Origin of the sequence: Pseudomonas sp. GD03903 (assembly GCF_029840045.1) — a bacterium.
GTDB classification, from domain to species: Bacteria; Pseudomonadota; Gammaproteobacteria; order Pseudomonadales; family Pseudomonadaceae; genus Pseudomonas; species Pseudomonas pseudonitroreducens.
In genome coordinates, this window is the sequence record NZ_JAOCBT010000005.1 from 257,207 (window position 1) to 280,266 (window position 23,060).

Genomic DNA, 23,060 nt, shown 5'->3' on the forward strand with positions numbered 1-23,060 from the left:
CGGGGCTTTTTTGTGTCCGCGAGTACCGCCTGTCTGCGAGCACGGAGCTACTCTCGCTGGCGCGTACTATGCAGAGGTTCCCACCAGGCGGCGCCCGGCGGCTTCTGCATTCACCAACAAGCCTCGTGGCGCCTGATCTGGAGACACATCGGAGCGAACTGCACCATGGCGAGGCGCCTGTTCTGGTTCCTGCTGCTCGTTACCTTCAGTACCGCGAGTTGGGCGGCACAGGGCTGGAATGTGGGTTTTCACCGCCTGCAGGTGAGTGACCCGCTGGACCAGCAACCGATGAAGGCCATTGCCTTCTACCCCACGCGCGCAGCCGAACAACCCCTGCACCTGGGCAACTTCATCCTGGACGTTGCCTACGAAGGCAAGACCGCCAACGGGCGATTTCCGCTGCTGGTCATGTCCCACGGCAACTACGGCACCCCGCTGGCCCACCGTGACCTGATCGAGGCACTGGTGCGCAAGGGCTTCGTGGTGGTGACGCTGCTGCACCCCGGCGACAACCTGCATGACCACAGCCGCCTGGGCGCGGTGAGCAATCTCTATGGTCGGCCGCTGCAGGTCTCTGAAACCATCAGTGCCGCTCTGCTCGACCCCGAGGTCGCCGCCATCGTCGACCCGCGAAAGGTCGGTGTGATCGGCTACTCCGCCGGCGGAGAGACTGCGCTGATCCTGGCCGGGGCCCAGCCGCGCCTGGACCGGCTGATCAAGTACTGCCAGCAGCGCCCTGACGATCGCGATGCCTGCAGCGAGAAGGGTGAAGTGCGCGCCGACCGCAACGACCTGGTGCCCATGGCCGACCCGCGCGTCGGCGCCTTGCTCCTGCTGGCGCCGCTGAGCCTGATGTACGGCGTTCATGAACTGGAGGATGTACAGGTGCCGGTGTTGCTCTACACCGGCAATGCAGACCACATCCTCGACTGGAAGATGAATGCCGCAGCGCTGGCGCGCAAGTTGCCGCAACAGGCGGATCTGCGGGTGCTGGACGGGGCAGGGCACTTCGTCTTCATGGCGCCTTGCTCGGAGGAGGAAAAGGACGCCACGCCGGACCTGTGTACCGACAACCAGGGCCTGGACCGGCAGGCTATCCATCGCGACCTGGCCGCTTCGGCGGCAGAGTTCTTCGATGTCAGCCTGGGCAGCGCGACCATGCAGACATCGGGGCGCTGATGTTTCTCTGGGAGTGAGCTTGCTCACGAACCGATCGGGCCGCTGCAGACCTGACGACATCGCGGACAGAGTCCGCTCCTGCGAGAAGCTTCTGCGCTCGGGTCGGCCCTCACGCTAACCCTCTCCCCCTGGGAGAGGGCAGGGGTGAGGGGAAAGCATCGGCACGGGCTTCCCGAGAAAGACAGTTGCTCCTGCGGTGAGCAAGTAGGCGCAGGTGTGCGTAGGAGCGGACTCCGTCCGCGATCGCTATCCGTCCGCACTGAACCCCGGCGGCGGGGTTCACTCCCACAAGCAACCAGAAAAAAGCCCCGCACAGAGCGGGGCTTTTTTATCGCTGCACGGAAGTGATCAGACAATCACGCCCTGGCTGCGCAGGTAGTCATCGTAGGTGCCGCTGAAGTCGGTCACGCCGTTTTCCGACAGCTCGATGATGCGGGTCGCCAGGGAGGACACGAACTCGCGGTCATGGCTGACGAAGATCAGGGTGCCCGGGTAGTTCTCCAGCGCCAGGTTCAGCGACTCGATGGACTCCATGTCCAGGTGGTTGGTCGGCTCGTCCATCACCAGCACGTTCGGGCGCTTGAGGATCAGCTTGCCGAACAGCATGCGACCCTGCTCACCACCGGAAATCACCTTGACCGACTTCTTGATGTCGTCGTTGGAGAACAGCATGCGGCCGAGGGTGCCACGTACCAGCTGCTCGCCGCCCTGGGTCCACTGGGCCATCCAGTCGAACAGGTTGTAGTCGTCCTCGAAGTCCTCGGCGTGGTCCTGGGCGAAGTAGCCCACATCCGCGCTGTCGGTCCACTTCACTTCGCCCGCGGTGGGCGCCATGTCGCCGACCAGGGTGCGCAGCAGGGTGGTCTTGCCGATGCCGTTGGGGCCGATGATGGCGATGCGTTCGCCGGCTTCCACCTGCAGGCTGAGGTTCTTGAACAGCGCGTTGCCGTCGAAGCCCTGGCTGACTTTCTCCAGGGTCACCGCCTGGCGGTGCAGCTTCTTGTGCTGTTCGAAGCGGATGAACGGGCTGACGCGGCTGGACGGCTTGACCTCTTCCAGCTGGATCTTGTCGATCTGACGCGCACGGCTGGTGGCCTGCTTGGCCTTGGAGGCGTTGGCCGAGAAGCGGCTGACGAAGGTCTGCAGCTCGGCGATCTGCGCTTTCTTCTTGGCGTTGTCCGACAGCAGGCGCTCGCGGGCCTGTTCGGCCGCGGTCATGTACTCGTCGTAGTTGCCCGGGAACAGGCGCAGCTCGCCGTAGTCCAGGTCAGCCATGTGGGTGCAGACGCTGTTGAGGAAGTGACGATCGTGGGAAATGATGATCATGGTGCTGTTACGCGCCGTGATGATGTTTTCCAGCCAGCGGATGGTGTTGATGTCCAGGTGGTTGGTCGGCTCGTCGAGCAGCAGCAGGTCCGGATCGGAGAACAGCGCCTGGGCCAGCAGCACGCGCAGCTTCCAGCCCGGGGCGACGGCACTCATCGGGCCGAAATGCTGGTCCAGCGGAATGCCCAGGCCCAGCAGCAGCTCGCCGGCACGGGATTCGGCGGTGTAACCGTCGAACTCGGCGAACTGGACTTCCAGCTCGGCCACGGCCATGCCGTCTTCTTCGCTCATTTCCGGCAGGGAGTAGATGCGGTCGCGCTCGGCCTTGACCTTCCACAGCTCCTCGTGACCCATGATCACGGTATCGATCACGCTGAAGTCTTCATAGGCGAACTGGTCCTGGCGCAGCTTGCCCAGGCGCACACCGTTCTCCAGCATGACCTGGCCGCTGGAAGGCTCCAGCTCACCGCCGAGGATCTTCATGAAGGTGGACTTGCCGCAACCGTTGGCGCCGATCAGGCCGTAGCGGTTGCCGTTGCCGAATTTGACGGAAACGTTTTCGAACAGCGGCTTGGCGCCAAACTGCATGGTGATGTTCGCGGTGGAAATCAACTGGGTAACCCTTGGCTGGAACATGATGCGCGCCGGGCGCGAGCGGCGCGGGCGGGCAGTGACGACGGCGCGCGAAGGCGGCCTGACAAAGCCGCCTATTATGCCACAGGCGGGGCGGATCTTGCATGTCCTGCCGCCACAGCGCCCTGACTGCGGGCAGAAGGTGCGAGCTGGCAGTTGAAACCCCCCATTGTCCTGCATCAGAATTCGGTGTTCAGAATTCTGGTGGGGGCTGTATGAAAATCCTAAACGCTCAACATTCGCTCAAGCAGTACCTGGAGCAGGTCAGCGGCAAGCTGATCACCGTGGTCTCGGCCTCCGCCAGTGAAACCGAGTCACTGATCGAAACCCTGGTGGAGAAGGGCAATCGCCTGGACCTGCTGGTGGGCACCATCAATTCGTTCAGCTCGCCGGACTTCATCGATTTCTGTGTCCGCGACGCGGGCGCCAAGGTCAGCTTGCACGTCGACTTCCGCGCGCAGAACAGCGTGCACTGGAAGCTGATCCTGATCGAGCCGGATGTGGTGATCCTGGGCAGCGCCAACTTCACCGAGATCGGTCTGAGCCTGACCCGCGACACCTGCACCGTGATCCAGGACGCCGCGCTGTACGCCGATTACCTGGCGCGCGTGGCCGAGATCAAGGGCATGGACGACGTGGTGCCGGGCGAGGATTCGCCGGCCTTCGACGCGCGACTGGATGAGTACCGCCAGAGCCATCGCCGCGTGCAGGCCAGCCTGGCGCGCAGCGCCCAGTACCTGGACGGCGAGAGCTGGCTGGGCGACGAGACCAACCAGAGCATCCCGCTGTTCATCTGGTACAGCGATCACTCCGACGAGTCCGAGGAGCAGGCCGAGGCCTTCCTGCACGCCAGCAGCGATGGCGTGGACTGGGACGATGTACGCGAGTTCTTCACCTACGAATGCGCGGAGGGCGTGCTGCCCTACGAAGAGGGTGACATGGTGCTGACCGCGCGCTGCAATGGCACGCACATCGGCTTCTATACCTTCGACCGCATCCTCTACCGCAACGGCACCTACTTCATCTACTCCTACCGCAAGAAGCGCTACACCCAGCCGTTCAAGCTGGAGGATGCCAAGGAACGCCTGAAGGACGTTATCCCCGAGTGGTACGAGGAGATGCGTACCTCGCTCAATCGTCATGACATCAACAGCGTGGTGCGTTAAGCGGCAGCCACTCATCGGCGCGCAGTGCGTGACCCTGCGGTCGCGCACTGTGCACCTTGGCAATTCCCGCATGCATGGCTAGCATCCTGCCAGTATCTCGACGTTGCATGCCGCAGTGGCGTGAACCCGTCAGGAACCTGTCAGGAGGCAAAGGATCATGCCGCAACTTCCCCTCGATGAAGTCCCCGTTCGCCGCCGCATGCGCTGGCATTGGCGGCTGCTCACGCTGAAGATCTACATTCTTTCGATATTTCTGCTGGCCTGCATGCTGGGCGGCAGCGCGATGCTGTTCCTCAATGTGCTCAACGACACGCTGGAGCCCGCCCAGCGCCTCGGTTCCTTCGCGGCCGGCGCGCTGATTCTGCTGCTCTGCCTGCATATCCTGCGCATGGCGTTGCTGCCGATGCCCTGGTTACCCAGGCGGCGCTCGCTGGAGTAATCGGCGCCAGAATGAAAAACGCCCCGTGGCAGCGCTGCCACGGGGCGTTTTCTTTCGAGCTTGATCAGATCATCAGAAGATGTTGACCGGGTACTCGACGAAGACGCGTACTTCGTTGCCGTCGTCGTTGTAGGAGCGGGCGTCGTTCGACACGCGCAGCCAGGAGCCGCGCAGCTTGACCGACAGGTCCTTGGCCGGGCCGCTCGGTACGACGTACTTCAGCTGGTTGAAGATTTCGCGCTCTTTACCGTTGCTGGTCTCGGCGGTCTTGATGTTGTCGCCGTAGACGTAGGCCACGGTGTAGCTCAGGCCGGGAACGCCGTACTCGGAGAAGTCCAGGCTGTAGCTGCCCTGCCAGGAGCGCTCGTCTTCGCCGTTGAAGTCCGACCAGTAGGAGTTGGCCAGCCAGATGGTGGTGCCGCCGTCGCCCAGGCCGCCTTCGTTCTGGTACCAGCCGTAGTTGTAGCCGGAGTCGCCGTTGTTGCGCTGGTGCGCGACCATGAAGGTGTGGGCGCCGATGTTGTAGGCGGCCGACAGGCTCCAGATGGTGTTCTTGGTGCCGTCGATGCCGTGGTCGGCAGCGAAGTCTTCGTTGACGCGGGTACGGTAGCCGTTGAAGTCCAGGGTCAGGGACTGCTTGTCGGCCATCGGGATGACGTAGTTCAGGTTCATGTACTGCTTGCGAGCGACGTCTTCGTTCTCGTAGCCGTACAGCGAGCCGCTGAAGCTGTCGGTGAACTTGTAGCTGCCGCCGAACACGTCGATGCGCTTCAGGCCGCCGCTGTCACGCCCTTCGGCGCTCTTGCGGGTTTCCGAGGTGAAGCGGCCGACGTTCAGCTCCAGGCCTTCGATCTCCTTGGAGGTGATCAGGGTGCCGGTGAAGCTTTCCGGCAGCAGGCGGGAGTTGTCGTAGCTCAGCACCGGCAGGGCCGGCATCTGGTCACCGTACTTGATCACGGTGTTGGAGAAGCGTGCCTTCACCGCGCCACCGGCACGGGCCAGGTCGCTGGCGGCTTCGCCGCTGTCGCCCTGCTTGAAGAAATCGATGCCGGGAGCGCCGCTGCGGCCCTTGCCGCCGTCCAGGCGCACGGCGTACATGCCGAAGGCGTCAACGCCAAAACCGACGGTGCCCTGGGTGAAGCCGGAGTTGAAGGTGGCGGTGGCGGCCTGGCCCCATTCGGCCTGGTCTTCCTTGCCGTGCTTCTTGTCGCGATTCATGTAGGCGTTGCGGAAGAACAGGTCGAGGTGGCTGTCTTCGACGAAGCCCTTGGCGGTGGACTGGTCTTCGGCCATGGCGGCGGTCGACGCGAGGATCCCCAGTGCGAGCAGACTGATCCGGTGGTTCAGCATCTTGATTTCCTTAATGGTGCAGCGCCAGCGAGCAGAAAGAAAAAGCTCTCCGCCCCGTAGTGCGTGAACGGGGTAGGTGGAGTCCTGTGCTGGCATGTTCTTTTGGTTGTATTCGGGGCGTGGTCGCCCCGGCGCCGCGGGATAATAGCAGAGGATCGAACTTTTTCGTCCAGCCTCTGTCACGCTCGTGTCATGTTGACCTGATCAACGGCGATGGTTGCCGGATCATGGTGGCTCGAAGGCAATAGGCGCAGTCGCAGCGTGTTGCTGTGTAGTGCCGGTCAGGCCTGGCGGTACGAGCGCTGATAGAGCCAGAGGCTCAGTATCAACCCGCTGAATGCTGCGAGTGCGGCGCAGAGGAATATCGAGCCGAAGCCGAAGCCACTGGCGACGGCGCCCATCAGCGGCCCGGTGACGCCGAGGGAAACATCGATGAACAGTGAGTAGGCCCCCAGGGCGGCGCCACGGTTGGAGGCGGGCACCAGGCCCACGGCTTCCACGCCCAGCGCGGGGAACACCAGCGAGAAGCCAAAGCCGGTCAGCGCCGCGCCGGCCAGGGCGATCCAGGATGTCGGTGCGCTCCACAGCAGGAGCAGGCCGAGGCTTTCCACCGACAGGCAGGCGATGGCGACGCGGAAGCCGCCGTGGCGATTGATGGCGTTGGCGAACAGCAGGCGCGCACCGATGAAGCAGCCGCCGAAGGCGCTCAGGCAATAGACCGCATCTTTCCAGCCAAGGCTGGCGTAATAGAGCGTGATGAAGGTGGCGATGGTGCCGAAACCGATGCCGCCCAGCGCCAGGCCCATGCCATGGGGAAATACCCGGCCGAGTACGTGGTGGAAGGGCATCCGCTCGCCATGCACCAGGGCTGCCGCACGCTTGGGCCACGCCAGGGCGAAACCGAGCGCCGCCAGCAGAACCACGCTGGCGCCCAGGCTGGCCAGCCCGAGCTGACCGACCATCAGCACTCCCAGCGGCGCGCCGATGGCCAGGGCGCCATAGCTGGCGATGCCGTTCCAGGAAATGACTTTCGCGGTGTTCGCCGCACCGACGCGGTCGATCCCCCAGGCGATCGATGCACTACCCACCAGGCTTTCCGAGGTGCCGAGCACCAGCCGCGCCACCATCAGCAGGCCGAGGCTGACCCACGGCAGGCCCTGCGTGGCCCAGGAGCCGAGCATCAGTGCACCGCTGCCAGCACAGCCGAGCATGCCGTAGAGCACCGCGCGCTTGGGCCCGAGGGTGTCGATGACCTTGCCGGCGTACGGACGGGTCAGCAGGGTGGCCAGGTACTGGATGCTGATGACCAGGCCGGCCATCACCGAGCCGAAACCCAGGTCGCTGTGCACATAGCCGGGCAGCACGGCCAGCGGGATACCGATGGTCAGGTAGGCGATGAAGGTGAACAGGACGACGGACACCACTTGCAGGGTGGTGGACGAGTTCGAGCGGGAGTCGGCGGACATGTGCAGCGGTTCGGTACGGCGAGTGGGCTTACATGATGGACCGCGCCTGGCATGTAGGAAAGCTAGCTAACGAACTACCTTTCAGGTCCGGCGTGAAGCGAGCCGATCACGGACGGAGTCCGCTCCTACGCGCCGGCCCGCGCACTGCCTGTAGGAGCGAGCTTGCTCGCGAACGGATTTCTTCGGTGAGCATCGAGGGAGGTGGTTCGCGAGCAAGCTCGCTCCTACAAGGGCCTGCATCAGGCGCGGCGGAAGAGGGTGGGATAATCGATGACCAGGCCGTCATCATCCACCGTCATCAATGCCTGAAAGTCCGTGCCTTCGAGGTTTTCGTACAGATAGTGGTGGGCATCGATCCGCGTGTAGCCCTGGCGCATGCGCACCGGCTTCAGCTTCGGTGCTTCCAGATACACCACCGTCAACTCTCGGCGCTCCCCGTCGGCCAGTTGCAGGCGGCGAATGGGGAAGGTGTTGGTGAAGGGCGACGGCCAGATGTCGATGTCCAGACAGCCGTCCAGATCCATCAGCGCGTCACCATTGGCGTTACGCCAATGGCCTTCGCCATCGGTCAGCAGGTGAAGCTGATGCGCACCGCGCTCGCTCTCGACGGAGAAACGCGCCTCGCGCAAGCGCCATTGGCTGTCCCAGTCGAGTTGGTAGTCCAGCTGATAGGAAGGCCCGCCCGCTTCGTCGATGGCACGCAGTTGGCTTTCCGCGCGGCCTTCCACCAGTTGCAGGGACTCCCAGCTGGCCGCCGGTGCGTGCCACAGACCTTCCCAGTTCAGGGTGCGCATCAAGGCGCCTCCAGCACGAGGCCCAGGCGCTGCCGTTTGGGCAGGCGGGCGACCACCATCTGGTGCGAGCGGGTCAGGGCTTCGCGCAATTCAGCGTCGCCCATGGGGTAGGGGCGCTGCATGGAAATCCAGAAAGCCCGGGCCAGGTAGGGCGCCGGATGGATGCCAGGGCGGTCGACGTAGCCCAGGAACAGCTCCGGACCGACCTTGAAGGCCAGGCCACCATGGCCACTGTCGAGGAAATCAAGGATGGCGAACATCTTGTTGCCAGCCACCGAGAACACCCGATTGCTGCCCCACTTGATGTCTTCGCGGGCGCCAGGCAGTTCCAGGCAGAAGTGGGCTATCTGTTGCGGCGTCATGGCGTGCGTTCCTTCGTTCCCGGGCGTGCCTTCGATCAGTCACGCCTCTGACTAATCACGGAAATAGACCTCGACCAGATGGTAGCCGAACTGGCTTTTCACCGGCCCGTGAATCACGCCGACTGGCTTCCTGAAGATCACCTGGTCGATGGACTTCACCATCTGCCCGGGGCGCACCTCGCCCAGGTCGCCGCCGCGCTTGCCGGAGGCGCAGGTGGAGTGCTTGCGCGCCAGGGCGGCGAAATCCTCGCCCTTGGCCAGGCGCTGCTTGATCTGCTCGGCTTCGGCGGCGGTCTTGACGAGGATGTGGCGGGCCATGGCGACGGGCATTGTTTCGTGTCCTGTGATGAAAGCGTCTGGGCGGCATTGTACGGCAGCAGTGATGCAGGTCGCATTTCACGATGGGTTGCATTGTCTGGTACAGGAGTGCTCCATAGAGTCAATGAGCAAATTCTTATCTATAGGGCGCTGCTGACAGACGGCGCCTGCCGCCACCTTGCGTACGGATGCAGTTCAATGGATATCCAAGCGATGCTCAAGATCCTGGCCACCCAGGATGGTTCGGATCTTTACCTCTCCACCGGCGCGCCGCCCTGCGCCAAGTTCAATGGGGTGCTCAAGCCCCTGACTAATGAACCGATGAAGGCTGGTGATGTGGCGCGCATCGGCTATGGGCTGATGGATGAGGAGCAGCGCGCCGAGTTCGACCGCGAGCTGGAGATGAACCTGGCGATTTCCGTGCCCGGCGTCGGGCGCTTCCGGATCAACCTGTTCAAGCAGCGCAACGAAGTGTCCATCGTGGCGCGCAACATCAAGCTGGATATCCCGCTGTTCGAGGACCTGAAGCTCCCCGAAGTGCTGCTCAAGGTGGTCATGGAGAAGCGTGGCCTGGTGCTCTTCGTCGGCGGCACCGGCTCGGGCAAGTCCACCTCCCTGGCGGCGCTGATCGACCACCGCAACCGCAACAGCGGCGGGCACATCATCACCATCGAAGACCCCATTGAGTACGTGCACCGGCACCGCAAGTCGATCATCAACCAGCGTGAGGTCGGCGTGGACACCCGCAGCTTCCATGCCGCGCTGAAGAACACCCTGCGCCAGGCGCCGGACGTGATCCTGATCGGCGAGATCCGCGACCGCGAGACCATGGAGCATGCCCTGGCCTTCGCCGACACCGGCCACCTGGCGATCTCCACGCTGCACGCGAACAACGCCAACCAGGCGCTGGACCGGATCATCAACTTCTTCCCCGAGGAGCGCCGGCCGCAGTTGCTCAACGACCTGGGCAACAACCTCAAGGCCTTCGTCTCCCAGCGCCTGGTGCGCACCCAGGACGGCAAGCGCCGCGCGGCGGTGGAGGTGCTGCTGGGCACGGCGACCATCAGCGATATCATCAAGCGCGGCGACTTCAGTTCGATCAAGGAGATCATGGACAAGTCCCGCGCCCTCGGCATGCAGACCTTCGACCAGGCGTTGTTCGACCTGGCGGTGGAAGGGGCGATCAGTGAGGAAGAGGCGGTGAAGAACGCCGACTCGGCGAACAACCTGCGGCTGAAGCTCAAGCTGTACAAGGACAACCCGGGCAGCGTCGGCAGCACTGCCACCCCGGCGGCCGCCAAGCCTGCCGCGCCGGCACCTGCGCCCGCTGCACCTGCGGCAGCGCCCCAGCCGGTGGATGCTTCCAGCTGGGGGCTGGAACTTGCGCTGGAAGAGATCGAGGCGGAAGACGCCGAGAAACCGGCCGGGCAGTAAGCCACCTGCTGGACGAAGAAAAGCCCCGGCATGCCGGGGCTTTTTCATTAAGAAGGGCTCACCTGTAGGAGTGGGCTTGCCGGCGCAACGCCAATTCTCCACTCCAGGGTTCGAGCTGTACGTAGGAGCGGACTCCGTCCGCGATCGATTCCCGACCACTCCAATGGGCAGGGAGTTTGGCCAGCCCGATCGCGGACAGAGTCCGCTCCAACGTAAATGTCTGCTTCAGGTGCCGAACACCTCGCCAGCGCTCACTGTAGGAGCGAGCTTGCTCGCGAACCTCCCAACGCTGGCGCCGCCAGGAAGACATCGCGGACGCATTCCGCTCCTGCGAGATACCTCTGCGCTTGGGCCATCCCTCACCCTGGCCCTCTCCCAAGGGGAGAGGGGACCGTTCGGTGCAGGATGAAACCTTCGCGTCAGTCGGCTCGGAATGCTCCCTCTCCCTGAGGAGCGGGGCGCGCAGTCAGGGTTGGGGTGAGGGGGGACAACACAGCGACGGGCTATCCAGAGAAGACAGTTGCTCCTACGGGCGTCGGTGAGTTCGGCGCAAGGCGAGCATCAGAGCAATGACAGCGGATAACTGATGATCAGCCGGTTCTCGTCGAAACTGTTGGTGCTGCCCCAGTCGCGGCGCAGGGTGGAGTTGCGCCACTTGACGTTCAGCGTCCTGAAGGTGCCGCTTTGCACCGTGTACGCCAGTTCACTCTCGCGGCCCCATTCGCTGCCGTCGGCGGTGCTGGCGTTGTGCACGTTGTCGCCGTGGATGTAACGGTTCATCAGGGTCAGGCCAGGAATGCCGAAGCCGGCAAAGTCGTAGTCATGGCGCAGCTGCCAGGAGCGCTCCTTCGCGCTTTCGTAGCTGGCGTTGTAGCTGTCGTTGGCCAGGGTGCCGCCGCTGGTGCCGTTGACGCGGAACCACTCGTCCTTGCCCATGACCTTCTGCAGGCCGAGATAGAAGGTGCTCGCACCGTACCTGGCCGAGAACATCCCGGAGAAGGTGCGGTTGTCGAGGTCGCCGGCTTTGGCGCTGCCATCCTCCTTGCCCCAGAAATAGCCGATATTCGCACCGAGCACCCAATTGCCCAGTGGCTGGCTGTGCTGCAGTTGCAGGTATTGCTGCTGGTAGATGTCCTTCAGCTGCGCACCCCACAGGCCGACCAGGGTGCGGTCGCCGTTGAAGCGGTATTCGCCACCGGCGAAGTTGAAGCGGTCCGAGGTAAAGGCGGGGCGGTTGAACAGCGACATGTCTTGCATGCTGGCGTCGTTGCGCGGGCTGTTCTGGCGGAACTGGCCGCCGTAGAGGGTCAGGCCGTCGATTTCCTTCGCGGTGACCTGGGCGCCCTGGAAGGTCTGCGGCAGTGAACGGCCGTCGTCCGAGCGCAGGATCGGCAACACCACCATCCATTCGCCGAGCTTGAATTCGCTGTTCGATACCTTGGCCTTGCCGGCCACCGCCAGACGGCCGAAATCGTCGGCGGGGCGGCCGTCGTCGTGGGTCGGCAACAATTGGGTGCCGGCCGTGCCCTTGCCGCCATCGAGCTTCAGGCTGTAAAGCCCGAGCACGTCCAGGCCGAGCCCGACGGTGCCCTGGGTGAAACCGGAGCGGGCGTCGAGGATGAAGCTCTGGGTCCATTCCTCAGCCTTGTCCTGGCGGGCTTCGCCGACGTAATTGCGGTTCATGTAGAAGTTGCGCAGCAACAGGCTGGCCTTGGCATCTTCGAGAAAGCTGCCTTCGTTGGCGCTGGCCAGCACGGGCAGGGCGGGCAACAGGCAGGCACCGATGGCGAGGCGGGGCAGGTGGCGGATCATGGGTGTTCCCTCGGCATTCTTGTCGTTGTTCGGGGCGAACGGAGGCCTGCGCCGGGCTCGTTCGAGCGCGGCGAATGGCGGGCGAAATCGGTCAGAGCTCGCGGGTTGGGCGGTCAGCCAGGCGCGACAGGAATCTGCGGAAGGGCGCGGAGGAGGGCGATGCACGCGCGCAGGCGTGCCAGGGTGGGGGTGAGGGTGAGCATGTGAACGGACCTTTCTTATAGTTGTTGGCGCCGCATCGAGGCGGCGGCTGGGTCCATAGTGGTGTTCCGCGGCGGCCCGCCGCAATTCGCCCGAGGCGTAAGCGTTCGCTGTTCGAACATGAATTAACCAAATGGAACATTCCTCCGCGGGTATTGCGCGTAGGATGCCTGGCACAACGCCGAGCGGGACGCGTATCGCCCGGCCTTTCAGCGGACCCGCGAGGTGCTCGGGCAGCGGCGTGGCGGATTCTTTCTGCAGAGCCTCCTGCTAGGCTGTCCTGCTCTCCGTGTTGGCCCCGTGCCGGCCGCATCTGCCTAGTGAATCCGTGAGTCGATGAGTACCAGCCAATCGCCGTTGTCCGGCGTCCACCAGCCCTTCAAGGGCATCCTGCTCATTGTCCTGGCGACCTTCCTGTTCTCCAGCCACGACGCGCTGTCCAAGTACCTGGCGAGCATCTATCCCATCGTCATGGTGGTGTGGGCGCGCTATGTGGTGCACACGCTGCTGATGGCGGGCATCTTCCTGCCGCGCGCGGGGCTTGCAGTGCTGCGCACCCGCCACCCGTTCCTGCAGACGGCCCGGGCGCTGTGCCTGCTGGGTACCAGCTTCCTGTTCACCACCGGCCTGCAGTACATCCCGCTGGCCGAGGCGACCTCGGTGAACTTCCTCGCGCCGCTGCTGGTAACGGCGCTGTCGGTGCCGCTGCTCGGTGAGCGGGTCAGTTTCGGCCAATGGGCGGCGGTCATCGTCGGCTTCATCGGCGTGCTGATAATCGTCCACCCCGGCGGTGAGCTGTTCACCCCGGCGGTGCTGCTGCCATTCGGTTCGGCGCTGTGCTTCAGCGTCTACCAGCTGCTGACCCGCAAGCTCAGCCAGGTGGACAGCCCGACCACCAGCAACTTCTTCGCCGGGTTGTGCAACACCCTGATCGTCAGCGCGCTGGTGCCGTTCTTCTGGCAGTGGCCGGGGCTGGTCCATGGGCTGATGATGCTGGCCCTGGGCACCTGCGGGATGACCGCGCACCTGTTCCTCACCCAGGCGTTCAAGCATGCCGCGCCGGCACTGCTGGCGCCGTTCAGCTATTGCCAGATCGTCTTCGCCGGGCTGCTGGGATTCGTGATCTTCGGCCATACGCCGGAGCCGTCGGCGCTGCTGGGGATCGCGGTGATCTGCGGCAGCGGGCTGGCCGCGGCCTGGCTGCAGAGCCGCAAGGGGTAGGGCGATACCGTTGCCGTAGGAGCGAGCTTGCTCGCGAACGGCTTCACCGGTTGCTCCGACACTGGGCTGTTCGCGAGCAAGCTCGCTCCTACAGAAAAGCAATAGCGCCGGGCGGGGCTACTCGATCTCGAACAAGCCGTGGCGGATCGGCCCGACCTGCAGGCGCTGGCGCACGTCGTCGTCGATGCGCGGGTCGTCTGGCTGGTAAAGCTTCACCTGGCGGTAGGCGCTGATCCGGTTGATCTCCTGGCCCAGGTATTCCCAGACCACACGGGTGCAGGCCGGGGTGCGCCGGTCGCCGCTGGAGACACCGGTCTTCAGCCCGTTCAGGCGGGTGATACGGCTCTTGAAGCTGGGAATGAGGATGGTCTGGCTCATCTCGTTGACGGTGAGCGACTCGTAGTCCATCAGGAATAGCCGGTCCTGCAGCTGGAAGGCCGCGCCCAGGTAGCGGCAGCGCACCCAGTCCTCGGCCTGCACATCGGTGCTGCTGGAACGCTCCTGGCGTTCCTGGCGCTCGAAGAGGAAATTGCCGTCCTGTTCATACAGGTGCACCAGCGACAGCAGGATCGATCCCGGCACCGACATGCAGTTGGAATACTCGAAGTAGTAGCCGCAATAGCGCGACAGATTGCCCGCGTGGTCGCGCAACGGCTGGAGCATTTCCAGCAGCGGGTCATTGCGCTGCACATTGGCCGGCGAAGTGCCGCGCGCGCCGATCAGCCGGGCGAACTGCTCGGGCGGCAGTTGCAACTCGTAGTCCTCGACGCCGAAGAAATCGCCAATCCGCTTGAGGTTGTATGCGGTGGGCTGGCTCTGTCCGCCGAGGTACTTGTTGAACTGCGCACGGTTGATCGAAAGCTTGCGGCAAACCTCCGAAATAGAGCGGTAATGGGCGCACAGCAGCTTGAGGTTGGGGCCAAGGTTTTCGGACATCAGTGCCAGGTCCAGGTGATGCGACTGACGCCATAATAGCGCCAAGTGGCGTCAATTCGTAGCAAGCCGCGAAATTGTTTCAGGAGGCTTCGGGCGCAACCATGCGCCCCTAGTGAGCGGACCAGCCCCAGGTCCGTGCTCCCACAATAACAATCGAGGCCCCAGCACATGCTCGACGCGATCAACGATTTCCTCTCCGGGAAAGTCCTCATCGTCCTCATCGTAGGACTCGGCGCGTATTTCACCATCCGCTCCCGGTTCGTCCAGTTCCGCCACTTCGGCCACATGTTCGGCGTGTTCAAGGAGTCGATTCGCGGCCAGTCGGGCCAGCTGAGCTCGTTCCAGGCCCTGATGCTGTCCCTCGCCGGTCGCGTGGGCGCCGGTAACATCGCCGGTGTCGGCATCGCCGTGACCCTCGGTGGTCCGGGCGCCGTGTTCTGGATGTGGGTCACCGCGCTGGTGGGCATGTCCAGCAGCTTCTTCGAGTGCACCCTGGCCCAGGTCTACAAGCGCAGCGACGGCAACGGCCTGTACCGTGGCGGCCCGGCCTACTACATCCAGCACGGCCTGAAGCTGCGCTGGATGGCCATGACCTTTGCGGTCCTGCTGCTGGTCACCTACGGCTTCGCCTTCAACGGCCTGCAAGCCTTCACCGTGACCCACTCGCTGCAGAATGCCTTCGACATCCCGGTGCTGTACTCGGGCATCGCCCTGGCCGTGCTGCTGGCCATCGTGTTCTTCGGCGGCATCCAGCGCATCGCCGCGGTCTCCGACCTGCTGGTGCCGGTGAAGACCCTGGCCTACATCGCCGTGACCCTGTACGTGATCGTCACCCAGATCGAACTGGTGCCGGGAATGCTGAGCACCATCGTGAAGAGCGCCTTCGGCCTGGAACCGGCCTTCGCCGGCCTGCTCGGCAGCGCCATCGTGATGGGCGTGAAGCGTGGCGTGTTCGCCAACGAAGCGGGCCTGGGCAGTGCGCCGAACGTCGCCGCCGTCGCCGCCGTGCGTCACCCGGCGTCGCAGGGTGTGGTCCAGGCGTTCAGCGTGTTCCTCGACACCTTCGTCATCTGCACCTGCACCGCGCTGCTGATCCTGCTCTCGGGCTTCTACACCCCGGGCTTCGAAGGCGACGGCATCACCCTGACGCAGAACTCGCTGGCCGCCGTGGTCGGTGACTGGGGGCGAATCTTCGTCAGCGTCGCGCTGTCGCTGTTCGTGTTCACCTGCATCACCTACAACTACTACCTCGGCGAGAACGCCCTGCAGTTCATCGTCGGCCGCAGCCGCTCTGCGCTGATCGCCTTCCGCATCCTGGTGCTGGGCCTGATCCTCTGGGGCTCGATGCAGAACCTGGGTACCGTGTTCGCCTTCGCCGACATCACCATGACCTGCCTGGCCTTCGTCAACCTGGTGGCCCTGGCGATGCTGATCAAGACCGGCCTGCGCGTAATGCGCGATTACGACGAGCAGCGCCGTGCCGGCATCGAGCGCCCGGTGTTCGACGCCAGCAAGTTCGCCGACCTGGACATCGACCACGACGCCTGGCGCGACGCGCACAAGATCAACGCCACCGCTCCGGCCCACGGCAGCCTGCCGGCCCAGGGCTGATCCTGCCTCGGACCAAGGTCTGACAAGCGAGGCCGGGACTTCTCCCGGCCTCGCGGTTTATCCTGTGAACTTTCCTACAAGAGCACTGGCATGCGTCGCGTGAAGAACCTCTTCGTCCTCTATACCGGCGGCACCATCGGCATGCTGCAGACCGCCGAAGGCCTGGCGCCGGCTGGCGGTTTCGAAGCGCGCATGCGCGAGCAACTGCAAGGCCACCAGGAGATATGCCTGGATTGGTCCTTCGCCGAGCTGCGCCCGCTGCTCGATAGCGCCAACATGACCCAGGCCAACTGGCTGGCCATGCGCGACGCCATCGTCAATGCGGTGGAGCAGGGCGGTCATGACGGTGTGCTGGTGCTGCACGGCACCGACACCCTGGCCTACAGCGCCGCCGCGCTGTCGTTCCTGCTGCTGGGTCTGGGCGTCCCCGTGGTGTTCAGCGGCTCCATGCAGCCGATGGGCGCGCCGGGCAGCGATGCGCCGGCGAACCTGCTGGGCGCGCTGAAGGCACTGGAGTCCGGCGTCGAGCCGGGCGTCTGGTTGTACTTCAATGGCGAACTGATGCATGGCGCGCGCGTCACCAAGCTGCGCAGCGAGGCCTTCGATGCCTTCGCGGTACTGCCGCGCGAGCGCAAGGGTGAGCGTGCGGCGCTGCTTCCTGGCGAACTGGATTACCGCCAGCCGCGCCAACCGGTGAACCTCTCGGTGCTGCCGCTGTTCCCCGGCCTGCGTGCCGAACACCTGCGCGCGTTGCTGGGCAGTGGCGTACAGGCGCTGTTGCTGGAGTGCTACGGCAGTGGCACCGGTCCGTCGGATAACGAGGAATTGCTGGCGGTATTGCGTGAGGCGCACGCCCGTGGCGTGGTGTTGCCCGCCATCAGCCAGTGTCCGCAAGGGCACGTGGCGTTCGACGTCTATGCCGCGGGCAGCCGCCTGCGCGATGCCGGATTGGTGTCGGGAGGGGGAATGACCCGCGAAGCCGCGCTGGGTAAGCTGTTCAGCCTGATCGGCAGTGGTCTGGCGCAAGACGAGGTGGAACGCCTGTTCGCCCTCGACCTGTGCGGCGAGCGCGTCGACACCGAGTAAAGGAAGGCGCCCCGTTCAGGGGCGCGATTCTTCCAGCGGCACGTTGAGCACTTCGCGCACCAGCATGGCGATGCTGCTCACGCCCATCTTTTCCTTGATCTTGGTGCGGTGCACATCGACCGTCTTGACGCTGATATTCAGCTCGCGGGCGATGACCTTGCTGGCCTTGCCGTCCACCACCATCATCAGGATTTCCCGCTCCCGCCCGGTCAAAAGGTCCAGCTTGTGCTGCAGGACCTGCTTCTGCTCCTGCCCGGCATGCACCTGCACTGCGCTTTTCAGCGCCGCCTGGATGCGATCGAGCATCTGCTGCGGGTTGTAGGGCTTCTCGACGAAATCCAGCGCGCCGTTCTTCATCGCCTTCACCGACATCGGGATATCGCCGTGGGCGGTGACGAAGATGGTCGGCAGGGCGATGCCCTTGTCGTTGAGCATCTCCTGCAGCTGGAAGCCGCTGGTCTCGGGCATGCGCACGTCGAGCACCAGACAGGCGGGAAGCTTGGGGTCGTATTCGCGCAGGAACTCCTCGGCGCCGCCGTAGCACAGCGATTCGATGCTGACCGATTCGAGCAGCCAGGCGAGGGAGGTACGCAGGTCCTTGTCGTCGTCGACGATGTAGACCACGGGTTTTCTAGCATCCATCAGGCGTTGCCACTTTCTTTTTTATCGTTGTAGAGCTGCACGTAGGCCGCGTACGCCGGGCTTTGGCCCGGTCGCCGCAATGGCATGCCCCGGAGCATACCCATAGTCGGCGATGCTGACGATAAAGAAACCACCTACATGACTAGCGGCCACCACCCTCTGGCGTGGTAATCGTCTGAATGTTTCGCGCCCTGGCGCTGCCCTACGCTGGCCCCATACAAGAAAGGCCGGGCGTGCCGGCCACTCCAGCACAAGGGGCGATGACATGGCCAACACCCTCAGCCAGACCCAGATCGATTTCCGCAACGCCATGGCGCAACTGCCGGCGGCGGTGAACATCATTACCACCAATGGCCCGGAAGGCCGCTGCGGCATCACCGCCAGCGCGGTCTGCTCGGTCACCGACTCGCCACCCACCGTGCTGGTCTGCGTCAACCGCGGCAGCGCCACCCACGACGTGTTCCGCAGCAACGGCCACCTGTGCGTCAACGTGCTCTGTGGCGAGCAGGAAGAGCTGGCCAAGCACTTCGCCGGGATGACCAAGGTGTCCATGGAAGAACGCTTCGCCTGGGATCTCTGGGACGACGGCTACGCCGGCCTGCCAGTGCTGCGCCAGGCACTGGTCAGCCTGGAAGGGCGGATCAGCGACTGCAAGGAAGTCGGCTCGCACACCGTGATGTTCGTCGAGCTGGAAAAGGTCGCGGTGCGCGAGCGCCAGGACAGCCTGGTGTACTTCAACCGCGTGTTCCATCGCGTCGACCGCGAGGCCGTGCGCTGCGCGAGCTGACCCCCTGCGGTTTTCGAGATCAATAACAAGAACGAGGTGATTCAGCATGACCGTGAAGATTTCCCAGACTGCCGATATCCAGAGCTTCTTCGAAGAGGCCAGCGGCGCCCTGAACGATGCCGGTAACCCGCGGGTGAAGAGCCTCGTCCTGCGCATCCTGCAGGACACCGCGAAGCTCATCGAGGACATGCACGTCACCCCGGACGAGTTCTGGAAAGCCGTGGACTACCTCAACCACCTGGGCGCTCGCCAGGAAGCCGGCCTGGTGGTTGCCGGCCTGGGCATCGAGCATTACCTCGACCTGCTGCTGGACGCCCAGGACGCCGCCGTCGGCATCGAAGGCGGCACCCCGCGCACCATCGAAGGCCCGCTGTACGTGGCCGGTGCGCCGCTGTCCGAAGGCGAGGCGCGCATGGACGATGGAAAAGACGCCGGCACCGTGATGTTCCTCTCCGGCCGCGTGTTCGACCTCGACGGCAAGCCGCTGGCCGGCGCCGTGGTCGACCTCTGGCACGCCAACACCAAGGGCACGTACTCCTACTTCGACAGCACCCAGTCCGAGTACAACCTGCGCCGGCGCATCGTCACCGACGCCGAAGGCCGCTACCAGGCGCGCAGCATCGTGCCCAGCGGCTACGGCTGCCCGCCGGACGGCCCGACCCAGGAGCTGCTGAACCAGCTAGGCCGCCACGGCCAGCGCCCGGCGCACATCCACTTCTTCATCTCCGCGCCAGGGCATCGCCACCTGACCACGCAGATCAACCTGGCCGGCGACCAGTACCTGTGGGACGACTTCGCCTACGCCACCCGTGATGGATTGATCGGCGAGGTGCGTTTCGTCGAGGACGCAGCCGCCGCCAAGGCGCGCGGAGTGGAAGGGCGCTTCGCCGAGATCGAGTTCGATTTCCAGCTGCAGCAGGCGGTCAGTGCCGACGCGGAAGACCGCAGCAATCGTCCTCGCGCCTTGCAGGAAGCCTGATTCTCTAACTGCTCTGACCCTGCCGATGACCCCGCCGTAGGATGGCGTGGAGCGAAGCGATACCCATCAATCCATGCACTGGCAGCATGGGTATCGCTGCGCTCCACCCATCCTACCCAGCTCGCTGCTCGCCTCGGTCAGGCCGGGGAGCAATCGCGGACGCAGTCCGCTCCTACGCCCTCGGAGCCTTTCTCGCAAGGTGCGTAGGAGCGGACTTCGTCCGCGATGGTTTTCCATCCATGCCGATGCATCGGCGCGTGCGATTCGCGAGCAGGCTCGCTCTTGCCCGCTTTAGCCCCGACGCTCCCGATGCATCAGCCAAAGGAAGTACGGGCAACCGATGAACGCCGCCAGCAAGCCCGCCGAGACCGGCCAGGGATAGGCAATGTTGCGACCCAGCCAATCCGCTATCACCATGATCAAGGCACCGGCCAGCGCGCTCAGCAGCAGTTGCGGCGCGGCGCGGCGCACGCCGAGGTGGCGGGCGATGTGCGGGCCGATCAGGCCGACGAAGCTCAGTGGGCCGACGATGATGGTCGCGGTGGCGGTCAGCACGGCGGCGGTCAGCAGGATTGCCAGGTGACTGCCGCGCAACCGCAAGCCCAGCGCGGTGGCGGTGCCGTTGCCGAGGGTCAGCAGGTCCAGCGGGCGGGCCAGCAACAGGCTCACCCCGATCATCACGGCACCGACGGCCAGCCCGGTGCTCGCGGACGTCACATCCACCTGGTAGGTCGAGCCGGTCATCCAGCTCATCATCGCGGTCATGCGCGGGTCACCGCTGGCCAGTAGCAGCGTGCTCAACGAATGCAGCAGGGTGGTCAGGCACACGCCGGTGAGCAGCAGGCGCTCGGCATTGAAGGTCCTGCGCCAGGCAAACCACAGCAGCAGGCCGAGCGTCAGCAGTGCGCCAATACTGGCCGCCGGCACCATGTAGGTCTGCGGCTGCGGCATCACCAGGAACAGCACCAGCACGGCGATGGCCGCGCCGGACGTGGCGCCCAGCACTTCCGGGCTGGCCATGGGGTTGCCGGTCAGGCGCTGCACCAGCAGGCCGGCGACGGCCAGCATGGCGCCGGCGGCGAGCGAGCCGAGCACGCGGGGTACGCGCCATTGTGCGATGGCGTCGCTGAGCCCAGCGTCGCCCCAGTGCCAGCCGTTGGCGTCCACCGCGAAGTAGATCGCCGGCAGGGTCAGCAAGGCGAGCAGGACGGCCATGCCGATGATCAGCCGCCTAGGATGTTGCCGTTGCGGCTGGGCCGGCGCCGGTCGCGGGATGATCCCGCCGCTGCGCTGGCGACTGAGCAGCCACAGCAGCAGCGGCACGCTGAAAATGCCGGTAAGGATGCCGGCGGGAATCTCCCCGGCGAAGCGCGATAGTTCGCGGGCGATCTGGTCCACCACGCAAAGGAGCGCGGCGCCCAGCAGCGGCGCCCAGATCAGCCGTTGCTTCAGCGTGCGGGCACCGCACAGCCGGGCAATGGCGGGAGCGGCAAGACCGACGAAGGCGAGCATGCCCACCGCACTGGTCACGAAGGCACTCAGCGCCACGGCCACGGCGAGGCCCAGCACGCGGGTGCGGCGCAGGTTGACGCCCACCGCCGCCGCGCCTTCATCCTCCAGGCCCAGGGCTGCCAGCGGGCGCACCATCAGCAGGGCGATGACCATAGCTACCGCCAGGCGCGGGGCGAGGTACAGCACGCCGTCCCAGCCGCTCTGGTTCAGCGAGCCGGCCTGCCAGAGCAGCAGGTCGATCAGGTAGTCGTGGTTAAACAGCACCAGCAGCGCGTTGAGCGACACGCAGTAGAGGCTGATGACCATGCCGGCGAGGATGAAACGCAGCGGCGACAGCGTGCGACCCCAGGCAAAGGCGAACAGCAGGGCCGTGGCGAGCGCGGCGCCGGTCAGGGTGACGGCTTCCAGGCCATGCACCAGCAGCGTCGGGGCGAAGATGGTGGCGGCCGACAGCGCCAGGTTGGCGCCGGCGGAAACACCCAGCGTCACCGGTTCGGCCAGCGGGTTGCGCAGTATCTGCTGGAACAGCGTGCCGGCCAGGGCCAGCGCGGCCCCGGCCATCAGGCTCACCGCCAGGCGCGGGAAGAAGCTGAAATGCAGCAGCACCTGGCGCACGTCGTCCAGGTCCGGCGACCACAGCGCCTGCCACCAGAGTTCGCGGGGCAGGGCGCCTTGCAGGCCGTGGAAGACCAGCAGGCCCGCGAGGATCGCCAGCACCAGCGTGCAGATCGCCGGACCCAGCGGCAGGCCGTTGCGCGGGGCTGCGAGGCCCAGGGTCGATTCAGACATGGGCGACCTCCGTGGCGCTGTCCAGGTAGGCCGCGATGCGCTCGGCGAGGTCCAGCACCGAAGCCGCGCCGGCGTAGGGGTAGAAGCGCTGCAGCGTCAGGGTATGGCCCTGGCGCACGGCGGGCAGGTTGGCCCAGAGGTCGTTGGGCTGCCGCAGGCTCTGCAGGCGCGCCGAGGTGGTGGGGATGTCGACGTAGACCAGGTGCGCGTCCGGGCGCTCGGCCAGCCGCTCGATGCTGACCATGGCCAGCCCCACCGGGCCGACTGGCCCTTGCCAGGCATTCTCGACGCCGAGGCGGTCGAGCACGTCCTGCACCATGCTGTTCCTGCCGTAGACAGCGGCGTGGCGGCCGTCCTGGTTGAGCACGGCAACGCAGACCGGCGGCAGGCTGCGGTTGGCCAGTTTGGCGCGTAGTTCGGCCAGGCGCTGTTCGCCGGCAGCGATGTAGTCGGCAGCGACCTGCTCGACGCCCAATCGCCGCGCCAGGTCATTCATGAAGTCGGTCGTGGCCTTCCAGGCGCCCTCGGCAGCCGGGTAGATGGCGACCTTTTCGGTCGGCGCAATACCGTTGAGTCGGCGCTGCAAGGTTGGCGTCATCGGGTCGCTGAGGATCAGCTGTGGCTGCAGCTGCTGAATCAGTTCGAGGTTCGGTTCCCAGTACGGGCCCACGTCACGCACGCTGTCGGGCAACGCCATCGTCGGCATGCGCACCCGGTAGTAGCGGTCGTCGGAAATCGCCAGGGGCGGCACCCCCAGGGTTAGCAGCGTTTCAGCGGCCACCCAGTTGAGCGCGACGATCCGCGTCAGGCGCTCACCGGCGAAAACCGGTAGGCCGCAGGCGCAGGCCAGTCCGCCCAGGGCAAGGCGCTGCAGCAGGTGGCGACGGGTGAGGGACATGCACTACTCCTCGCGTGAAACAACAGGCTCTTGAAACAGCCGATTCTTGAAACTACCGATTCTTGGAACTACCGGCTCTTGAAACAACAAAGGGCCCCCTGCGAACAGGGAGCCCGGGA

At 65.0% G+C, this 23,060-nt stretch carries 20 protein-coding genes; 9 read left to right on the forward strand and 11 right to left on the reverse strand.

What is annotated here, in order from left to right:
- Positions 1-165 precede the first annotated feature (165 nt).
- Positions 166-1,179 (forward strand): dienelactone hydrolase family protein, encoded by a 1,014-nt coding sequence (locus N5C91_RS10290; protein WP_279829389.1) that lies wholly within the window; start codon positions 166-168, stop codon positions 1,177-1,179.
- Between the two features lie 348 nt (positions 1,180-1,527).
- Here the strand turns inward: N5C91_RS10290 and N5C91_RS10295 are convergent, their stop codons facing one another.
- Positions 1,528-3,117, reverse strand: coding sequence for an ABC-F family ATPase (locus tag N5C91_RS10295; protein WP_236174948.1), 1,590 nt, complete (start codon positions 3,115-3,117; stop codon positions 1,528-1,530).
- Positions 3,118-3,353: 236 nt separating this feature from the next.
- Here N5C91_RS10295 and N5C91_RS10300 point away from each other — a divergent pair, with 236 nt between their 5' ends.
- Entirely contained in the window at positions 3,354-4,304 is a 951-nt protein-coding gene (locus tag N5C91_RS10300; RefSeq protein ID WP_236174933.1) for a phospholipase D family protein, read from the forward strand.
- Positions 4,305-4,461: 157 nt separating this feature from the next.
- The gene (locus N5C91_RS10305) at positions 4,462-4,743 is read left to right on the forward strand and encodes a hypothetical protein (protein ID WP_279829390.1); all 282 of its coding nucleotides are present in this window, start codon (positions 4,462-4,464) and stop codon (positions 4,741-4,743) included.
- 72 nt (positions 4,744-4,815) lie between these two features.
- Here the strand turns inward: N5C91_RS10305 and N5C91_RS10310 are convergent, their stop codons facing one another.
- From N5C91_RS10310 to N5C91_RS10330, 5 genes are all read right to left on the reverse strand, one after another.
- Positions 4,816-6,093, reverse strand: a complete 1,278-nt coding sequence (locus tag N5C91_RS10310) for an OprD family porin (protein WP_279829391.1) — start codon at positions 6,091-6,093, stop codon at positions 4,816-4,818.
- A gap of 281 nt (positions 6,094-6,374) precedes the next feature.
- A complete protein-coding gene (locus N5C91_RS10315; protein ID WP_279829392.1) occupies positions 6,375-7,559 on the reverse strand; it encodes an MFS transporter in 1,185 nt (394 codons plus the stop codon).
- A 239-nt stretch (positions 7,560-7,798) separates the two neighbouring features.
- The gene (locus N5C91_RS10320) at positions 7,799-8,353 is read right to left on the reverse strand and encodes a putative glycolipid-binding domain-containing protein (RefSeq protein ID WP_279829393.1); all 555 of its coding nucleotides are present in this window, start codon (positions 8,351-8,353) and stop codon (positions 7,799-7,801) included.
- A complete protein-coding gene (locus N5C91_RS10325) occupies positions 8,353-8,715 on the reverse strand; it encodes an MmcQ/YjbR family DNA-binding protein (RefSeq protein ID WP_236202164.1) in 363 nt (120 codons plus the stop codon). The genes N5C91_RS10320 and N5C91_RS10325 overlap by 1 nt, the downstream gene beginning before the upstream one ends.
- 51 nt (positions 8,716-8,766) lie before the next feature.
- Positions 8,767-9,045: a peptidylprolyl isomerase gene (locus tag N5C91_RS10330; protein WP_236174939.1), complete on the reverse strand. Its 279-nt coding sequence runs from the start codon at positions 9,043-9,045 to the stop codon at positions 8,767-8,769.
- 186 nt (positions 9,046-9,231) lie between these two features.
- On the opposite strand from N5C91_RS10330, the gene N5C91_RS10335 reads away from it, so the two are divergent.
- Complete coding sequence (locus tag N5C91_RS10335) at positions 9,232-10,467, forward strand: PilT/PilU family type 4a pilus ATPase (protein WP_279829394.1); 1,236 nt, start codon at positions 9,232-9,234, stop codon at positions 10,465-10,467.
- A gap of 561 nt (positions 10,468-11,028) precedes the next feature.
- Here N5C91_RS10335 and N5C91_RS10340 read toward each other — a convergent pair.
- Positions 11,029-12,279: an OprD family porin gene (locus tag N5C91_RS10340; RefSeq protein ID WP_279829395.1), complete on the reverse strand. Its 1,251-nt coding sequence runs from the start codon at positions 12,277-12,279 to the stop codon at positions 11,029-11,031.
- A gap of 537 nt (positions 12,280-12,816) precedes the next feature.
- On the opposite strand from N5C91_RS10340, the gene N5C91_RS10345 reads away from it, so the two are divergent.
- Entirely contained in the window at positions 12,817-13,701 is an 885-nt protein-coding gene (locus tag N5C91_RS10345; protein ID WP_236174942.1) for a DMT family transporter, read from the forward strand.
- A gap of 117 nt (positions 13,702-13,818) precedes the next feature.
- On the opposite strand, the gene N5C91_RS10350 is transcribed toward N5C91_RS10345, so the two are convergent.
- Positions 13,819-14,637, reverse strand: coding sequence for a helix-turn-helix transcriptional regulator (locus N5C91_RS10350; RefSeq protein ID WP_236174943.1), 819 nt, complete (start codon positions 14,635-14,637; stop codon positions 13,819-13,821).
- A gap of 168 nt (positions 14,638-14,805) precedes the next feature.
- On the opposite strand from N5C91_RS10350, the gene N5C91_RS10355 reads away from it, so the two are divergent.
- Both N5C91_RS10355 and N5C91_RS10360 read left to right on the forward strand, forming a co-directional pair.
- Positions 14,806-16,248 carry an alanine/glycine:cation symporter family protein gene (locus N5C91_RS10355; protein WP_236174944.1) on the forward strand — a complete coding sequence of 481 codons (1,443 nt, stop codon included), beginning with the start codon at positions 14,806-14,808 and terminating at the stop codon, positions 16,246-16,248.
- 90 nt (positions 16,249-16,338) lie between these two features.
- Complete coding sequence (locus N5C91_RS10360; RefSeq protein WP_279829396.1) at positions 16,339-17,334, forward strand: asparaginase; 996 nt, start codon at positions 16,339-16,341, stop codon at positions 17,332-17,334.
- A 15-nt stretch (positions 17,335-17,349) separates the two neighbouring features.
- On the opposite strand, the gene N5C91_RS10365 is transcribed toward N5C91_RS10360, so the two are convergent.
- Positions 17,350-17,976: a response regulator gene (locus N5C91_RS10365; protein WP_024767262.1), complete on the reverse strand. Its 627-nt coding sequence runs from the start codon at positions 17,974-17,976 to the stop codon at positions 17,350-17,352.
- Positions 17,977-18,241: 265 nt separating this feature from the next.
- Between N5C91_RS10365 and hpaC the strand changes: the two genes are divergently transcribed.
- A complete protein-coding gene (gene hpaC / locus N5C91_RS10370; protein ID WP_024767261.1) occupies positions 18,242-18,763 on the forward strand; it encodes a 4-hydroxyphenylacetate 3-monooxygenase, reductase component in 522 nt (173 codons plus the stop codon).
- Between the two features lie 46 nt (positions 18,764-18,809).
- Positions 18,810-19,742: a catechol 1,2-dioxygenase gene (gene catA / locus N5C91_RS10375; protein WP_279829397.1), complete on the forward strand. Its 933-nt coding sequence runs from the start codon at positions 18,810-18,812 to the stop codon at positions 19,740-19,742.
- 291 nt (positions 19,743-20,033) lie between these two features.
- Here the strand turns inward: catA and fhuB are convergent, their stop codons facing one another.
- A complete protein-coding gene (fhuB, locus tag N5C91_RS10380; protein WP_279829398.1) occupies positions 20,034-22,043 on the reverse strand; it encodes a Fe(3+)-hydroxamate ABC transporter permease FhuB in 2,010 nt (669 codons plus the stop codon).
- Positions 22,036-22,941 (reverse strand): ABC transporter substrate-binding protein, encoded by a 906-nt coding sequence (locus N5C91_RS10385; protein WP_236202170.1) that lies wholly within the window; start codon positions 22,939-22,941, stop codon positions 22,036-22,038. The genes fhuB and N5C91_RS10385 overlap by 8 nt, the downstream gene beginning before the upstream one ends.
- Positions 22,942-23,060 lie beyond the last annotated feature (119 nt).

Excerpts from the sequence above, each read along its gene's own strand:
- N5C91_RS10290 (WP_279829389.1), top strand. The coding sequence starts at position 166 with ATGGCGAGGCGCCTGTTCTGGTTCCTGCTGCTCGTTACCTTCAGTACC.
- N5C91_RS10300 (WP_236174933.1), top strand. The coding sequence starts at position 3,354 with ATGAAAATCCTAAACGCTCAACATTCGCTCAAGCAGTACCTGGAGCAG.
- N5C91_RS10305 (WP_279829390.1), top strand. The coding sequence starts at position 4,462 with ATGCCGCAACTTCCCCTCGATGAAGTCCCCGTTCGCCGCCGCATGCGC.
- N5C91_RS10310 (WP_279829391.1), bottom strand. The coding sequence starts at position 6,093 with ATGCTGAACCACCGGATCAGTCTGCTCGCACTGGGGATCCTCGCGTCG.
- N5C91_RS10315 (WP_279829392.1), bottom strand. The coding sequence starts at position 7,559 with ATGTCCGCCGACTCCCGCTCGAACTCGTCCACCACCCTGCAAGTGGTG.
- N5C91_RS10320 (WP_279829393.1), bottom strand. The coding sequence starts at position 8,353 with ATGCGCACCCTGAACTGGGAAGGTCTGTGGCACGCACCGGCGGCCAGC.
- N5C91_RS10325 (WP_236202164.1), bottom strand. The coding sequence starts at position 8,715 with ATGACGCCGCAACAGATAGCCCACTTCTGCCTGGAACTGCCTGGCGCC.
- N5C91_RS10330 (WP_236174939.1), bottom strand. The coding sequence starts at position 9,045 with ATGCCCGTCGCCATGGCCCGCCACATCCTCGTCAAGACCGCCGCCGAA.
- N5C91_RS10335 (WP_279829394.1), top strand. The coding sequence starts at position 9,232 with ATGGATATCCAAGCGATGCTCAAGATCCTGGCCACCCAGGATGGTTCG.
- N5C91_RS10340 (WP_279829395.1), bottom strand. The coding sequence starts at position 12,279 with ATGATCCGCCACCTGCCCCGCCTCGCCATCGGTGCCTGCCTGTTGCCC.
- N5C91_RS10345 (WP_236174942.1), top strand. The coding sequence starts at position 12,817 with ATGAGTACCAGCCAATCGCCGTTGTCCGGCGTCCACCAGCCCTTCAAG.
- N5C91_RS10350 (WP_236174943.1), bottom strand. The coding sequence starts at position 14,637 with ATGTCCGAAAACCTTGGCCCCAACCTCAAGCTGCTGTGCGCCCATTAC.
- N5C91_RS10355 (WP_236174944.1), top strand. The coding sequence starts at position 14,806 with ATGCTCGACGCGATCAACGATTTCCTCTCCGGGAAAGTCCTCATCGTC.
- N5C91_RS10360 (WP_279829396.1), top strand. The coding sequence starts at position 16,339 with ATGCGTCGCGTGAAGAACCTCTTCGTCCTCTATACCGGCGGCACCATC.
- N5C91_RS10365 (WP_024767262.1), bottom strand. The coding sequence starts at position 17,976 with ATGGATGCTAGAAAACCCGTGGTCTACATCGTCGACGACGACAAGGAC.
- hpaC (WP_024767261.1), top strand. The coding sequence starts at position 18,242 with ATGGCCAACACCCTCAGCCAGACCCAGATCGATTTCCGCAACGCCATG.
- catA (WP_279829397.1), top strand. The coding sequence starts at position 18,810 with ATGACCGTGAAGATTTCCCAGACTGCCGATATCCAGAGCTTCTTCGAA.
- fhuB (WP_279829398.1), bottom strand. The coding sequence starts at position 22,043 with ATGTCTGAATCGACCCTGGGCCTCGCAGCCCCGCGCAACGGCCTGCCG.
- N5C91_RS10385 (WP_236202170.1), bottom strand. The coding sequence starts at position 22,941 with ATGTCCCTCACCCGTCGCCACCTGCTGCAGCGCCTTGCCCTGGGCGGA.